The sequence below is a fragment of the Faecalibacterium sp. AF27-11BH genome, assembly GCF_003603005.1.
Lineage (GTDB): Bacteria > Bacillota > Clostridia > Oscillospirales > Ruminococcaceae > Faecalibacterium > Faecalibacterium taiwanense.
The window spans coordinates 24,219-37,877 of sequence record NZ_QVGS01000012.1 but is presented as its reverse complement, the minus strand read 5'-3'; the positions used below and the strand labels follow the sequence as shown (position 1 = coordinate 37,877).

The 13,659-nt window shown below is 59.3% G+C and carries 12 protein-coding genes, 1 pseudogene and 1 other annotated feature (1 of these 14 cut by a window edge); of the genes and pseudogenes, 4 read left to right on the top strand and 9 right to left on the bottom strand.

All coding sequences use genetic code 11. The annotated features are described in order from the left end of the window. The first annotated feature begins 18 nt into the window (after positions 1-18). Both leuD and leuB read left to right on the top strand, forming a co-directional pair. The gene (leuD, locus tag DWY76_RS11135; RefSeq protein WP_005942253.1) at positions 19-510 is read left to right on the top strand and encodes a 3-isopropylmalate dehydratase small subunit; all 492 of its coding nucleotides are present in this window, start codon (positions 19-21) and stop codon (positions 508-510) included. Between the two features lie 185 nt (positions 511-695). Next, on the top strand, positions 696-1,769 hold the full coding sequence (leuB, locus tag DWY76_RS11130) for a 3-isopropylmalate dehydrogenase (RefSeq protein ID WP_120081366.1): 1,074 nt from the start codon (positions 696-698) through the stop codon (positions 1,767-1,769). Positions 1,770-1,971: 202 nt separating this feature from the next. On the opposite strand, the gene upp is transcribed toward leuB, so the two are convergent. The 5 genes from upp to DWY76_RS11105 form a co-directional block, all read right to left on the bottom strand. Then, positions 1,972-2,598: a uracil phosphoribosyltransferase gene (upp, locus tag DWY76_RS11125; protein WP_097774028.1), complete on the bottom strand. Its 627-nt coding sequence runs from the start codon at positions 2,596-2,598 to the stop codon at positions 1,972-1,974. An 85-nt stretch (positions 2,599-2,683) separates the two neighbouring features. After that, complete coding sequence (rpiB, locus tag DWY76_RS11120) at positions 2,684-3,130, bottom strand: ribose 5-phosphate isomerase B (protein ID WP_005942243.1); 447 nt, start codon at positions 3,128-3,130, stop codon at positions 2,684-2,686. 33 nt (positions 3,131-3,163) lie between these two features. Further along, a complete protein-coding gene (gene tsaB, locus DWY76_RS11115) occupies positions 3,164-3,892 on the bottom strand; it encodes a tRNA (adenosine(37)-N6)-threonylcarbamoyltransferase complex dimerization subunit type 1 TsaB (protein WP_120081365.1) in 729 nt (242 codons plus the stop codon). Beyond that, positions 3,889-4,314, bottom strand: a complete 426-nt coding sequence (gene tsaE, locus DWY76_RS11110) for a tRNA (adenosine(37)-N6)-threonylcarbamoyltransferase complex ATPase subunit type 1 TsaE (protein ID WP_120081364.1) — start codon at positions 4,312-4,314, stop codon at positions 3,889-3,891. The genes tsaB and tsaE overlap by 4 nt, the downstream gene beginning before the upstream one ends. 98 nt (positions 4,315-4,412) lie before the next feature. Further along, positions 4,413-5,588, bottom strand: a complete 1,176-nt coding sequence (locus DWY76_RS11105; RefSeq protein WP_120081363.1) for a hypothetical protein — start codon at positions 5,586-5,588, stop codon at positions 4,413-4,415. A gap of 296 nt (positions 5,589-5,884) precedes the next feature. Between DWY76_RS11105 and DWY76_RS11100 the strand changes: the two genes are divergently transcribed. Continuing rightward, positions 5,885-7,102 carry an FtsW/RodA/SpoVE family cell cycle protein gene (locus DWY76_RS11100; RefSeq protein ID WP_242702995.1) on the top strand — a complete coding sequence of 406 codons (1,218 nt, stop codon included), beginning with the start codon at positions 5,885-5,887 and terminating at the stop codon, positions 7,100-7,102. Between the two features lie 280 nt (positions 7,103-7,382). Further along, a pseudogene (locus tag DWY76_RS11095) lies at positions 7,383-8,063 on the top strand (sugar transferase). 124 nt (positions 8,064-8,187) lie between these two features. On the opposite strand, the gene ilvD reads toward DWY76_RS11095, so the two are convergent. The 4 genes from ilvD to ilvB form a co-directional block, all read right to left on the bottom strand. Then, a complete protein-coding gene (ilvD, locus tag DWY76_RS11090; RefSeq protein ID WP_120081362.1) occupies positions 8,188-9,846 on the bottom strand; it encodes a dihydroxy-acid dehydratase in 1,659 nt (552 codons plus the stop codon). 203 nt (positions 9,847-10,049) lie between these two features. After that, complete coding sequence (gene ilvC / locus DWY76_RS11085; RefSeq protein WP_120081361.1) at positions 10,050-11,069, bottom strand: ketol-acid reductoisomerase; 1,020 nt, start codon at positions 11,067-11,069, stop codon at positions 10,050-10,052. 87 nt (positions 11,070-11,156) lie between these two features. Next, positions 11,157-11,729, bottom strand: a complete 573-nt coding sequence (gene ilvN / locus DWY76_RS11080) for an acetolactate synthase small subunit (protein WP_097780943.1) — start codon at positions 11,727-11,729, stop codon at positions 11,157-11,159. A gap of 15 nt (positions 11,730-11,744) precedes the next feature. Beyond that, complete coding sequence (gene ilvB / locus DWY76_RS11075; protein ID WP_097780944.1) at positions 11,745-13,409, bottom strand: biosynthetic-type acetolactate synthase large subunit; 1,665 nt, start codon at positions 13,407-13,409, stop codon at positions 11,745-11,747. A 92-nt stretch (positions 13,410-13,501) separates the two neighbouring features. Continuing rightward, positions 13,502-13,659 (bottom strand) — a binding site (T-box leader); it runs 101 nt beyond the window's last position.

Sequence of the window (13,659 nt, the reverse complement as noted above, 5' to 3'; positions counted from 1 at the left end):
TCGGAAAGGAGCACAACAATGAACGCAAAAGGTTCTGTTTTCAAATACCCGGACAACGTGGATACCGATGTCATCATCCCGGCCCGCCACCTGAACACGCAGGATGCCAAAGAGCTGGCCAGCCACTGCATGGAGGACATCGACAAGGACTTCGTCAAGAAGGTGAAGGACGGCGACATCATGGTGGGCGGCTGGAACTTCGGCTGCGGCTCCTCCCGTGAGCACGCACCGCTGTGCATCAAGACCGCCGGCATCTCGGTGGTCATTGCCAAGAGCTTTGCCCGCATCTTCTACCGCAACAGCATCAACATCGGTCTGCCCATCATGGAGTGCCCGGAGGCTGTGGATGCCATCAATGCGGGCGACACCGTGAGCGTAGACTTTGACACCGGTGTCATTACCGACGAGACCAACGGCAAGGTGTTTCACGCCGAGCCCTTCCCGCCGTTCATCCAGGAGATCATCTCTGCCGGTGGACTGATGAAGTCCATCAAGGCGAAGCAGCAGTAACCCTCTCAGGCGCTTCGCGCCAGCTCTCCCAAAGGGCGAACTTTTTGCCATCTTCCCGAATGTATTTTCTTCTAGGATAAACAACGAACAATATCTTACCCGCCTGAAAAGCTCCCCCTTCGGGGGAGCTGGCAATGCCGCAGGCATTGACTGAGAGGGTTCAAACCGATAGAAGGAGTTTCCCAATGGAAAAAAACATTGCTGTCATCTGGGGCGACTGCTCCAGCCCGGAGATCGTCAAGCAGACCATCCGCGTGCTTGACAAGGTGGCCGAAAAGTACGGCCACACCTTCCACTACACCGACGCTGCCATGGGCGGCGAAGCCATTGACAAATACGGTGACCCGCTGCCCCAGCACGAGCTGGACAAGTGCCTTGCTGCGGACAGCGTCCTGCTGGGTGCCGTGGGCGGCCCCAAGTGGGAGGGCCTGCCCGGTGAGCAGCGCCCGGAGAAGGGCCTGCTGCGCCTGCGTGCAGGCATGGGCCTGTACTCCAACAACCGTCCGGCCAAGATCTGGCCGCAGCTGGCTCCTGCCAGTCCCCTGAAGCCCGAGATCGTGGCACAGGGCATCGATTTCATCATCGTGCGTGAGCTGATCGGCGGCGTATACTTTGGCAATCACGAGACCCACACCCTCGCCAGCGGTGAGAAGCAGGCCATCGACTCCATGCCCTACTCGGAGCACGAGATCGAGCGCATCGGCCGCATCGGCTTCGAGACCGCACGCAAGCGCCGCAAAAAGCTGTGCTGCGTGGACAAGGCAAACGTTTTGGACACCAGCCGCCTGTGGAGAAGCGTGATGCACCGCCTGCAGGCCGAATACCCGGATGTGGAATACAGCGAGATGTTCGTGGACAACTGCGCCATGCAGATCGTCAAGAACCCCGCCCAGTTCGACGTGATCGTTACCGAGAACATGTTCGGCGACATCCTGTCGGACGAGGCTTCCATGATCACCGGCTCCATCGGCATGATCCCGTCCTCCTCTCTGGGCGACGGCACCCGCGGCCTGTATGAGCCCATCCACGGCTCGGCCCCAGATATTGCGGGCAAAGACATCGTGAACCCCACCGCCTGCATTCTGTCTGCCGCCATGATGCTGCGCTACTCCTTCGGTATGGCCGAGGAGGCCGATGCCATTGAGACCGCCGTGAACAAGGTGCTGGACAAGGGCCTGCGCACCGCCGACAACATGAGCGAGGGCTGCATCTGCCTTGGCTGCACCGCCATGGGCGATGCCATTCTGGCCGAGATCTGAAAAAGACGAACCCTCTCAGTCACCTTCGGTGACAGCTCCCCCGAAGGGGGAGCTTTATCGGTGCTTTCCGTCAGATGCAAAAAGCTCTCCCTTTCGGGAGAGCTGGCAAAGCCATCAGGCTTTGACTGAGAGGGTTTCATACAACACAAAAGGAGCGGCTCCGCGCGGAGCCGCTCCTTTTATGTTATGTGTGCAATCAAATTTACTTGGTGCCGTAGATGCGGTCGCCTGCGTCGCCCAGACCGGGAACGATATAGCCGTTCTCGTTCAGGTGGTCATCCTCTGCACCGAGGTAGATATCCACATCAGGGTGTGCCTCGTGCAGGGCCTTGATGCCTTCGGGAGCGGCGATCAGGCCGATGAACTTGATGCGCTTTGCGCCATGCTTCTTGATCTGGGTGATGGCATCAATGGCGCTGCCGCCGGTAGCCAGCATCGGGTCCAGAACCAGAACGTCACGCTCTGCAATATCCTGCGGCAGCTTGCAGAAGTACTCCACAGGCTGCAGGGTCTCCTCGTCGCGGTACAGGCCGATGAAGCCCACCTTTGCAGCGGGCAGCAGGGTCAGCATACCGTCCAGCATACCCATGCCTGCGCGCAGGATGGGCACCAGAGCCAGCTTGCGGCCAGCCAGCACCTTGGTCTTTGCCATGGTGATGGGTGTTTCGATCTCCACCTCTTCCAGAGGCAGGTCACGGGTCGCTTCGTAGCACAGCAGGGTTGCGATCTCGCCAACAAGGTCACGGAACTCCTTGGTGCCGGTCTGCTTGTTGCGCAGAATGCTCAGCTTGTGCTGCAGCAGCGGATGCTCAACGATCATCGGGGTCATAAAAACACGCTCCTTATTTTAAATAGATAACTCTATCGGGTCCAAGATTACGATTTAAAACAGCTCCGCATACGCTTCGCCATGATCAGCGGTTCTCCAGTGCGGTCAGCTTGTCGATGCGGCGCTGATGGCGGCCGCCTTCAAACTCGGTGTTCAGGAAGAGATCCACCAGCTGGCAGGCAAGGCCGGGGCCGACCACGCGGCCGCCCATGCACAGAGCATTGGCGTCGTTGTGGCGGCGGGTATACTCGCAGCTGAAGCTGTCAGAGCAGCAGCAGGCACGAATGCCCTTGATCTTGTTTGCTGCCATGCTGATGCCCACGCCGGTGCCGCAGAACAGCAGTGCCTTGCTGCACTCGCCGCTCACAACTGCATCGCAGGCGGGCACGGCCATATCGGGGTAATCCACGCTGTCGGTGCTATGGGTGCCAAAATCGATGTATTCCAGCCCCAGCTCCTTCAGATGCGCCTTGACAGCTTCTTTCAGTTCAAATCCGCCGTGGTCAGCGGCCAGTGCAATGGGTTTTGCCATGGAAATGTTCCTTTCTCTCAGTCACGCAGGGTTTTATGCCTGCTCCTTGTTTTGGGCGGCATTGGCTGCAGCTTCTGCTGCAAGGCGCTCTGCGCGCTCCCGCTCGGCCTGACTCAGGCGGTGGTAGTCCGGCAGCACAGCCTCCGGCAGCACAGCCTTTCCGGCTTCGGCCATCTGCTTTGCCACAAGGGCCACTGCAGCAGCACGCCCGCCGCGCAGGGCCGCAGGTGCCTGCAGCACGCCCGGTACACTGCCGTATTTATTATAGCACAGAGATGCGCCATCACCAACAAAAAACAGGGGCTTTTTGCAATTTTCTACAAAATCGGCCAGATCTGCCACCGCCCGGGCATCGTCTTCCAGCAGGCGGCTGTGGGTGGCAAGGTCGAACGCGGCACTGTATACCTGCGCACGGCGGGCATCCAGTGCGCACAGCACGGTGCCCTCGCCCGTGTGGGCTGCGGCCAGTGCTTCCAGCGTGGAGACCGGTGCGCACAGCGTTTCCCGCGGGAAGGCCAGACCCTTGACCGCCGCCAGACCGATGCGCAGCCCGGTAAAACTGCCGGGGCCTGCGTTGACACCGTACAAGTCAATATCTGCACAGGTCATGCCGCACATCTTCAGGCAGGTGTCGATCATGGGCATCAGCGTTTCGCTGTGGGTCATGCCTGCGTCCAGATACACCTCGTACAGCAGGCGGTCATCCTGCAAAAGAGCCACACCAGCCGTTTTGCCCGCTGTATCCACAGCTAAGATGTTCATAGCGTTACCCCCTCAATGGTGATCCTGCGGGTATTTTCGTCCACGCGCTGGATATCCACCCGGATGGGGTTTTCCAGTGCCAGCAGGTCTGCAAAGTTCTCGCTCCACTCTGCTGCCACAATGGCCCCCTGATCCAAATAATCGTAAAAGCCTGCAGCACACAGGTCGTTCTCAGTGGAAATACGGTACAGGTCAAAGTGCGCCAGCGGCTTTGGGCCGCGGTAGTAGTTCACAATGGCAAAGGTTGGGCTGGACACCGGGTCGGTGCAGCCAAGGCCCTCGGCAAGGCCCTCGGTAAAGGCGGTCTTGCCCGCGCCCAGCCCGCCGGTGAACGCAACCAGCGAACCCGGTGTCAGCACTGCAGCCATACGGGCACCCAGCGCCACCGTCTCGGCGCGGGAGTGGGTGATATATTCTGACATGAAGCTTACCTCATTTTATAAAGCAAAAGGGACGGCAGAATGCTCTGCCGTCCTTTAGTATAATATACTTTGTGCAAAAGTGCAATGCCGTGTGTTGCTTACGCCGCCGCATCCACATCCGCTGCCGTGTAGGGGTTAGGCAGTGCAGCGCTTCGGTCTCCGCTGAGCATCGCATAGGATGCCGCCGCATGGGGCCGTCTGCCGCCCTGCTCGTTGTACCAGATGATATCATCGGTGCCGTAGATGCTCTTGGCATAGTCCACGGCCTGTTCCAGCGTTTCGCCCTCGATCATCCGGTTCACAGCGGCCCACAGCATACTGCGGGAATACACCGAGTAGACATTGTTCACATAGCCCATCACCGCCTTGGCACCGCCTGCCAGCAGGCCGTCTGCCATAGAGGTGTCCACATGGCCGTTCTTGCCGTAGAACTCGCAGGTCTCGCTGAGCACGATGCCATTGCCGCGGTAGGCACTGCGGAAGAAATCGCCGTTGACGGCATACATACCGTTCACCTTGACCACGCGGTGGGCCAGCAGGTCAAAGCCATAGCGCAGATCGCTCCAGAAATCCGATCTCTCGGTCAGCAGGATCAGCGGTTCCGTGGCGGTCTTTTTGAACAGCCAGCCGTATTCATAGGTGTAGTACGCGCCGTGGGTGCTCAGGATGCACAGGTCGTAACGGCCCATCCTGAGCAGGTCGGATACGGTAACGGTGGTATCCAGATCCGTCTGCAGGCCCACCGAATCCCAATAGGTCTGCATGTAGGCATAATACGGGTAGCGGGTGCTGTTGATCGTGTTGTCAAACGCATAATAGATCGCCGCCGTGCCCACCCGCTTGTTCTCTGCCAGCTCCTGCAGCTGGCTCTCGTCCAGCTCCGGCAGGGCTGCGGTGTTCTCCTCCTCCGGGTCGGTAAGCAAGATGCCGCCCAGCGCGCCGCAGCTGTAGGTAAAGCTGATCATGCCGTTTTCGGCATCGGTGTAGACAGATCCCTGCTTCACAAGGCCCTGTGCGGTCAGCGCATCCAGCTGCTGCAAAGCAGCATCTGTGCGCTCGTCCTCGGTCATCTGTGCATAGTCGCTGCCTCCGGTCAGTGCGGTCACAGCAGCATCTGCCTGCTGCATCTCGCGCACATCTGTGGCCGAAAGGCTCTGCTGCACAGCCGCCTGTTCTTCCGGCTGCTGTGCAAAAGCCGCTGTGGGCAGCGCTGTGAGCGCGAAAGCCAAAGCGCACAGTGCACACCCAAAACGGCGGAGCATATCGTGTTCCATTCCCATTTCCTCCGGGCATATCTGCCGCCCAATGCGGCACGCCGCCCTTTTCCAGCAGGCATCTTCCTGCCATTTTCTTTGCGCGGCAGGCGCTCTGCAAAGGAGCTTTCTGCTGCACCTTCATTGTAGATGGTGCGGTCTGCTTTGTCAAGCATTCGTGCGGATTTTGCAAAGCTGTCACACCCGGTGGATTGCAAACGGTGTGCAGGCTGTGTATAATAGGATAAACTGGGTTGGTATTGCCCGCTGCAGCGGCAAAACCCGGTGTGCATCTGGGAACGAAAGGTGGTGCTTTCTTGGAAAGCATTCGACAATATTTTAAACGAACGGATAAGATCTATCTGCTGCTGTGCATCTTCAGCAGCACCATGGCGGTGGTGGCTCTTGCCTCCTGGGCCGCAAAGCAGGGCAACGGCTTTGCCACGGACGAGATCACTGGTGCCATTACCGGCATCGGCGATTACCGCCGCGCGCTGGTGCAGGCGGCAGCAGCCGGGCTTGGCATCGTGATCGCGCTGCTGCTCTCCTGCATCGACTACCGCAGCCTTGTCAAGGTGTGGCCGGTGCATGTAGCCCTGACATGGGGTCTGGTGCTGCCCACGCTGTTCATCCGCAATGTGGCCATCGGCCCGCTGACCATCGGCTTCAACGCCGGTGACACCGACAACTATTCCTGGTACAAGCTGGGCGGCTTTACCTTCCAGCCCACGGAGCTGGCAAAGATCAGCTTTATCCTTACCTTTGCCATGCACCTGAACAATGTGCGCAGTCGCATCAACGAGCCAAAGGAGCTGGTAAAGCTTCTGCTGCATCTGGCCGTGCCCATCCTTATCATCCACATTCAGGGCGACGACGGCACCGCCATCATCTACGCCATCATCGGCTGCTGCATGATGTTTGCAGCGGGCCTGAGCTGGAAGTATATCATCGGTGCCATTTCGGCAGCAGCTGTGGCCGTGGCGGCGGCGTTTGCCTTTTTCAGCGATAAGATCGGCAAGGGCTACCAGTGGTACCGCATTCTGGCCGTTATCGACCCGGAGAATTCCACCGGCTGGGCACCCAACGAAGCCACCTGGAAAAACATCATCTACCAGCAGCAGCGCGGCGAGATTGCCATCGGCTCCGGCGGCATCTTCGGCAACGGCCTGTTCAGCGGCCGGTACTACAGCGTGCCCAATGCCCACAACGACTTTATTCTCAGCTGGCTGGGCAATGCCATTGGCTTTGTGGGCCTGTGCATCGTGCTGGGGGCACTGCTGGCACTGGTGATCAAGACCTTTGCCACCGGTGCGCGCAGCGAGGACCTGCTGGGCAGCTATATCTGCACCGGCATCGGCGGTGCTCTGATGGCGCAGATCGCAGTGAATGTGGGCATGAACCTGCGGGTGCTGCCGGTCATCGGCGTCACCCTGCCCTTCTATTCTGCGGGCGGCAGCTCGGTGCTGATGCTGTATATCTGCGTGGGGCTTGTGCTGTCGGTCTATATGCACAACACAAAGAGCCTGTTCGGGTAAGGCTCTGGCGCACCGGTCTGTCTGTTCATCGTTTTCCACCTCTGTGATCCGGTTTTTTCTGATATACCAGACAAAAAATGGTTCAACTCTCTTGCAATCCGCCTGTACACATGGTAAAATTGTACAGAAGTTTGCAGTTTTATTGTGCAATAGGTGCAATAACTGTGTGGGAGAGTTTGGGGCTCTCCTGTTTTCATGTTATAGGATCAATGGAGTGAATCTAAGTATGACAACTGTAACCACTGCGCCAGAAGCGGAATACTGGCTGCAGACCGGTTGGATGGAGGAACCCGGCGCAGAGCTTGGCATCCGCAAGCCGATTACGATCGATCGTAAGACGAATCTTCACGAGCACCGCGCCTACTGGTGTGTGCGCCGTGCACAGGATATCTTCTTTTCTCTGCTGGCGCTGATCGCACTTTCCCCGCTGATGCTCCTCACCTGCATTGCAGTCTGGATCGACAGCCCGGGTGCAAGCCCGGTGTTCAGCTAGCTGCGGGTGGGCCGCAACGGCAAGCTGTTCCGGCTGTACAAGTTCCGTTCCATGTGCCCGAACGCTGAGAGCAAGCTCAACGATCTGCTGCAGGACAACGAGATGGACGGCCCGGTGTTCAAGATGAAGGACGATCCCCGCATCACCCGGGTGGGCCATTTCATCCGCAAGACCAGCATCGACGAGCTGCCTCAGCTGGTGAACATCCTCATGGGCGATATGAGCATTGTGGGCCCGCGCCCGGCGCTGCCCCGTGAGGTGGCCCAGTACACGCCCTATGAATGGCAGCGGCTGTACGTGACACCGGGCCTTTCCTGCTACTGGCAGATCGCCCCGCACCGCAACCAGCTGAGCTTTGAGGAGTGGATGGCGTTGGATGTGAAGTATGTCAAGGAGCGCAGCTTCCTGGTGGACTGGAAGATCATCTTTGCAACCTTCCGTGCGGTGCTGTTCGGCCACGGAGAATAAATTTTTGCCTGAGAAGTGACAAAGCCTGTCTGCTTTGCCGCTTTCTTTTTTATCTATAGGCCTGCAGGAAAAAAACAGAGGAACGACGCGGGGTCGTCCCTCTGTTTTTGCTTAGATCATCAAATTACTTCAGCACAGCGCCCAGATTTGCACTGGTGACCATGCGTGCGTAGCGGCTCAGCCAGCCTGTCTTGATGTTGGGTTCGGGTGCAACATACTTTGCCTTGCGCTGGGCCAGGACTTCGTCGCTGACCTCCAGCGTGATGGAGGCATTGGGGATATCAATGTTGATGGTATCTCCCTCCTCGATCAGGCCGATGGGACCACCGGAAGCAGCCTCCGGGCTGACATGGCCGATGGCTGCGCCGCGGCTTGCGCCGGAGAAGCGGCCGTCGGTGATGAGGGCCACGGTCTTGTCCAGCTTCATGCCGGCCAGTGCGGAGGTGGGGTTCAGCATCTCACGCATACCGGGGCCGCCCTTGGGGCCTTCGTAGCGGATGACCACCACATCGCCCGGGACGATCTTACCCGCGTAGATGGAAGCAATGGCCTCGTCCTCGCTGTTGAACACGCGGGCCGGGCCGGAATGCTGCTGCATCTCGGGGGCCACGGCGCTGCGCTTGACCACACAGCCGTCCGGTGCAATGTTGCCCCACAGGATCTGCAGACCGCCGGTCTGGGAGTAGGGGTTGTCGATGGGACGGATGGCCTTGTCGTTCAGGATGTGTGCGCCCTTGATGTTCTCGCCCAGCGTCTTGCCGGTAACGGTGGGCACATCCAGATCCAGCAGGCCCTTCTTGGCCAGCTCTACCTGCACGGCGGGGATGCCGCCTGCGGCGTACAGGTCCGGCATGTGGGTGGGGCCGGCCGGTGCCAAATGGCACAGGTTCGGGGTCTTGGCGCTGATCTCATTGAACAGCTTCAGGTCGATGGGCACACCAGCCTCATAAGCGATGGCCAGCAGGTGCAGCACGGTGTTGGTGGAGCAGCCCAGAGCCATATCGCAGGTCAGAGCATTGCGGATGGAGCGCTCGTTGATGATCTGGCGTGCGGTGATGCCCTTCTTGACCATATCCATAATGGCCATACCGGCGTGCTTTGCCAGCTGCAGACGCTTGGAGTAGACGGCAGGAATGGTGCCGTTGCCGGGCAGTGCGATGCCGATGGCCTCGCACAGGCAGTTCATGCTGTTGGCGGTGTACATGCCGGAGCAGCTGCCGCAGCTGGGGCAGCAGTTGCAGGTGCAGTCTTCCAGCTGATCCTCGGTGATCATACCGGCCTTGTAGGCACCCACAGCCTCGAACATCTTGGAAAGGCTGACCTCTTCGCCGCCGTAGGTACCGGCCAGCATGGGGCCGCCGGAGCAGACCACAGCGGGCACATCCATGCGCACCGCTGCCATCACCATGCCGGGCACGATCTTATCGCAGTTGGGCACCAGCACCAGACCGTCCAGCTGGTGGGCCATGAGCATGGTCTCCACACTGTCGCAGATCAGCTCACGGGATGCAAGGCTGTACTTCATGCCCACATGGCCCATGGCGATGCCGTCGCACACGCCAATGGCGGGGATCAGGATGGGGGTGCCGCCTGCCATCTCAACGCCGGCCTTGACGGCATCGGCGATCTTGTCCAGATTCATATGGCCGGGCACGATCTCGCTGTAGGCGCTCACCACGCCGATCAGCGGGCGCTCCAGCTCTTCCTTGGTGTAGCCCAGTGCGTAGAACAGGCTTCGGTTCGGGGCGCGCTCCGAACCCTTGGTCACATTGTCGCTTCTCATTGTTTATTCCTCTTTTTCTTATAGCAAAAGACTCCCTCCCAAAGGAGGGAATCTTTCCTGATTTTATCACAAGTTTTGGCTGAACTCCTTCCGTCATCGCTTGCGCGATGCCACCTCCCTCACGGAGGGAGGCTTCACGCTGCGATCAGGCAAAAGGCTCCCTCTTTGAGGGGGCTGTCGCCGCAGGCGACTGGGGGAGTTGATTACTTCTTCAGCCAGCTCATCATGCCGCGCAGCTCTGCGCCGACCTTCTCGATGGGCAGCTCTGCTTCCATGCGGCGCTTTGCCAGGAAGTGCACCTTGCGGCCGCCGTTGGGGCTCATCTCGGTCAGGAACTCGGAAGCGAAGGTGCCGTCCTGGATCTCGGTCAGAACCTTCTTCATCTCCTTGCGGGTCTCGGCGGTGATCAGGCGCTTGCCGGTGCGGTAGTCGCCGTACTCAGCGGTGTTGGAGATGGAGTAACGCATCTTGGAGAAGCCGCCCTCGTTGATCAGGTCAACGATCAGCTTCATCTCGTGGCAGGTCTCAAAGTATGCCATCTCGGGCTCGTAGCCAGCTTCCACCAGCGTATCGAAACCGGCGTGGATCAGCTCGGAAACGCCGCCGCACAGCACTGCCTGCTCGCCGAACAGGTCGGTCTCGGTCTCCTCCTTGAAGGTGGTCTGCAGGATGCCTGCACGGCCAGCGCCGATGCCGGAAGCGTATGCCAGAGCAATATCCTTAGCCTTGCCGGTGTAGTCCTGCTCCACGCAGATCAGAGAGGGGCAGCCCTCACCCTCGGTGTACAGGCGGCGGACGATGTGGCCGGGGCCCTTGGGAGCGATCATGATAACGTCCACATTCTTGGGAGCGGTGATGGTCTTGAAGTGGATGTTGAAGCCGTGTGCAAAGGCCAGTGCCTTGCCCTCGGTCATGTAGGGAGCCACCTGCTTGTTATAGATGTCGGCGCACAGCTCGTCGGGCACCAGCATCATGACAACGTCGCCGGCCTTGGCAGCTTCTTCCACTTCCATGACCTTGAAGTTCTCGTGAGTTGCTGCGAACTCAGAAGCCTTCTCCCAGTGAGCAGAGCCCTTGCGCAGGCCGACGACGACGTTCACGCCGCTCTCGGCCAGGTTCTCGGAATGGGCGTGGCCCTGGCTGCCGAAGCCGATGACAGCGATGGTCTTGCCGTCCAGCACGCCGAGGTTGCAGTCGGAATCGTAGTATTTCTTGATAGCCATGGTAGTTGTTCTCCTTTTTGTTTTGTGTTTATTCAGTGGCTGATTGTAAACGATCTTATATTTTCGCTCACTGTGGAGCGGAAAAGCTCAGGTCCGTTCCGGGCAGTGGGTCCCCGGCAGAGGCAGCTGTGCTTCGCGCACCTCCTGCGGAGGCTTCTGCATATGCTGATGCATCCCGCCGCGCTCCAGTGCGGTAACGCCGGTGCGGCACTGCTCCAAAATTTTGTAATCTGTAAACATTTTCAGGAAGGCATCGATCTTATCCGGCTTGCCGATCAGCTCGAACACCATGCTGTCCGGCGAAAGGTCGATGATCTTGGCCTTGTAGATACTGGCGATCTCCCGCAGCTCGCTGCGGTTGTGCACATCGGATGCTACCTTCAGCAGCAGCAGTTCCCGTTCCAGAGATTTTTCGCCGTCCAGCACGAACACCTGACGGGTAACTTCCAGCCGTTCGGTCTGCAGGATCAGCTGGCTGAGTGCCTTTTCGTCGCTGGTGATGGTGACCGTGATGCGGCTGACTGCCGGGTCGTTGGTGGCCGAGACCGTCAGGCTGTCGATGTTGAAGCCGCGGCGGCAGAACAGGTTGGACACACGGGCCAGAACACCGCTCTGGTTGTCCACCAGCAGGCTGATGACCCTGCGCTTGTTGGATTCCATATTGCTGTGCCCTCCTTATTCCATGATGATATCGTTGATGTCGCCGCCGCCGGGGATCATGGGCAGCACCTTTTCGTCCTTATCGATGATGCACTCGATCCATGTGGGGCCCTTCTGCTTGAGCGCATCCGCAAAAGCAGCCTGAAACTCCGGAAGGTTGGTGCAGCGGTAGCCCTTCAGGCCAAAGCCGTCTGCCAGCTTGACGAAATCCGTCTTGCGGTGGGGGTCGGTCTGGCTGTAGCGCCTGCCGTAGAAGGTGGTCTGCCACTGGCGCACCATGCCCAGCACCGAGTTGTTGAAGATCACGGTGATGATGGGCAGCTCGTAGCTCACAGCGGTGCAGGCCTCGTTCAGGTTCATGTGGAAGGAGCCGTCACCGGTGAACATGACCACCCGCTGATCCCGGCCAAGGGCCATCTGTGCGCCGATGGCAGCACCGTAGCCAAAGCCCATGGTACCCAGACCGCCGCTGGTGATGAAGCCGCGGCTCTTGGCGTGGCGCAGATACTGCGCTGCCCACATCTGGTGCTGGCCCACATCGGTCACATACACGGCCTCCGGGCCACACTGATTGCACACCTCTCCGATGACCTGATGGGGCATCAGGCGGGTGGGGTCGGACACCGGGTGGTAATCCTGTGCCTGCCACTCGTGGATCATGGCCATCCACTCCGGATGCTTTTTCTCCTTGATCTGGGGCAGCATGGCGTTCAGCACATAGGCCGCATCGCCCACGATGGAAAGATCGACCTCCACATTCTTGCCCAGCTCACTAGGGTCGATGTCGATCTGGATGATGGTGGCGTTCTTTGCAAAGGTCTTGGGGTTCAGGGCCACACGGTCCGAGAAGCGGGTGCCCACTGCAATGAGCACATCGCAGTCGGCCACAGCGCGGTTGGAGGTGTAGCAGCCGTGCATGCCCACCATCCCGATGTTCATCGGGTCGCCGTAGGGCACGACGCCTGCGGCCATCAGGGTATAAGTCGCAGGGATCTCGGCCTTCTTCAGCAGGTCGCGCAGGGGCTGGCAGGAAGCTGCGCTGCGCACGCCGCCGCCAAAGTAGACCAGCGGGCGCTGGGCCGCATTGATAAGATCCGCTGCCCACTTGACCTGCTCCGCGTTGAAGGTGGTCACGGTGCGGATGGGCTCCGGCTTTTTGGGGGTGAACTCGCATACCGCCGCCGTCACGTCCTTGGGGATATCCACCAGCACCGGGCCCTTGCGGCCGCTCTGTGCAATACGGAAGGCAGAGCGCATGGTATCGGCCAGCTCTTCCACCCGGCGCACCGTGAAATTGTGCTTGGTGATGGGCATTGTGATGCCCTCAATGTAGGCTTCCTGAAAGCTGTCCCTCCCGATCCCGTCCGTGGTCACGTTGCCGGTAAAGGCTACCATGGGCACCGAGTCCATATAGGCCGTGGCAATGCCGGTGACCAGATTGGTGGCACCCGGGCCGCTGGTAGCCAGCACCACGCCGGTGCGGCCGGTCGCGCGGGCATAGCCGTCTGCCGCATGCGCCGCACCCTGCTCGTGGGCGGTGAGCACATGGGTGATGCGGTCCGAATTTTTGTACAGCTCATCGTAAAGGTTCAGCACTGCGCCGCCGGGATAACCAAAAAGGGTGTCCACGCCCTGCTCGCAGAGGACCTCCACAAAAATCTGAGAACCATTCAACTGCATGGTGAGTTTCTCCTGTTTTCCTAACCTTTTTCCACTTTTTACACGTTCCCGGGGAGCTTCTTTTTAAAAGAAAAGGCCTTTGTCCCCTGTTATCAAGAGACAAAGACCTTGTGATCATCAAGCTCTCTGCGGTACCACTCTCGTTGGCGTGCTGTGCACACCCTCTCACGGGCTTCCAACAAAGCCCTGCACGGTAACGGCTGCAACCGGCGCTGCTTACAAGGGTTTTGCACCCGTTGGGCAGGCTGCT

Excerpts from the sequence above, each read along its gene's own strand:
- upp (WP_097774028.1), bottom strand. The coding sequence starts at position 2,598 with ATGACCCCGATGATCGTTGAGCATCCGCTGCTGCAGCACAAGCTGAGC.
- ilvD (WP_120081362.1), bottom strand. The coding sequence starts at position 9,846 with ATGAGAAGCGACAATGTGACCAAGGGTTCGGAGCGCGCCCCGAACCGA.
- tsaE (WP_120081364.1), bottom strand. The coding sequence starts at position 4,314 with ATGTCAGAATATATCACCCACTCCCGCGCCGAGACGGTGGCGCTGGGT.
- DWY76_RS11105 (WP_120081363.1), bottom strand. The coding sequence starts at position 5,588 with ATGGAACACGATATGCTCCGCCGTTTTGGGTGTGCACTGTGCGCTTTG.
- ilvN (WP_097780943.1), bottom strand. The coding sequence starts at position 11,729 with ATGGAATCCAACAAGCGCAGGGTCATCAGCCTGCTGGTGGACAACCAG.
- ilvC (WP_120081361.1), bottom strand. The coding sequence starts at position 11,069 with ATGGCTATCAAGAAATACTACGATTCCGACTGCAACCTCGGCGTGCTG.
- ilvB (WP_097780944.1), bottom strand. The coding sequence starts at position 13,409 with ATGCAGTTGAATGGTTCTCAGATTTTTGTGGAGGTCCTCTGCGAGCAG.
- tsaB (WP_120081365.1), bottom strand. The coding sequence starts at position 3,892 with ATGAACATCTTAGCTGTGGATACAGCGGGCAAAACGGCTGGTGTGGCT.
- leuB (WP_120081366.1), top strand. The coding sequence starts at position 696 with ATGGAAAAAAACATTGCTGTCATCTGGGGCGACTGCTCCAGCCCGGAG.
- rpiB (WP_005942243.1), bottom strand. The coding sequence starts at position 3,130 with ATGGCAAAACCCATTGCACTGGCCGCTGACCACGGCGGATTTGAACTG.
- leuD (WP_005942253.1), top strand. The coding sequence starts at position 19 with ATGAACGCAAAAGGTTCTGTTTTCAAATACCCGGACAACGTGGATACC.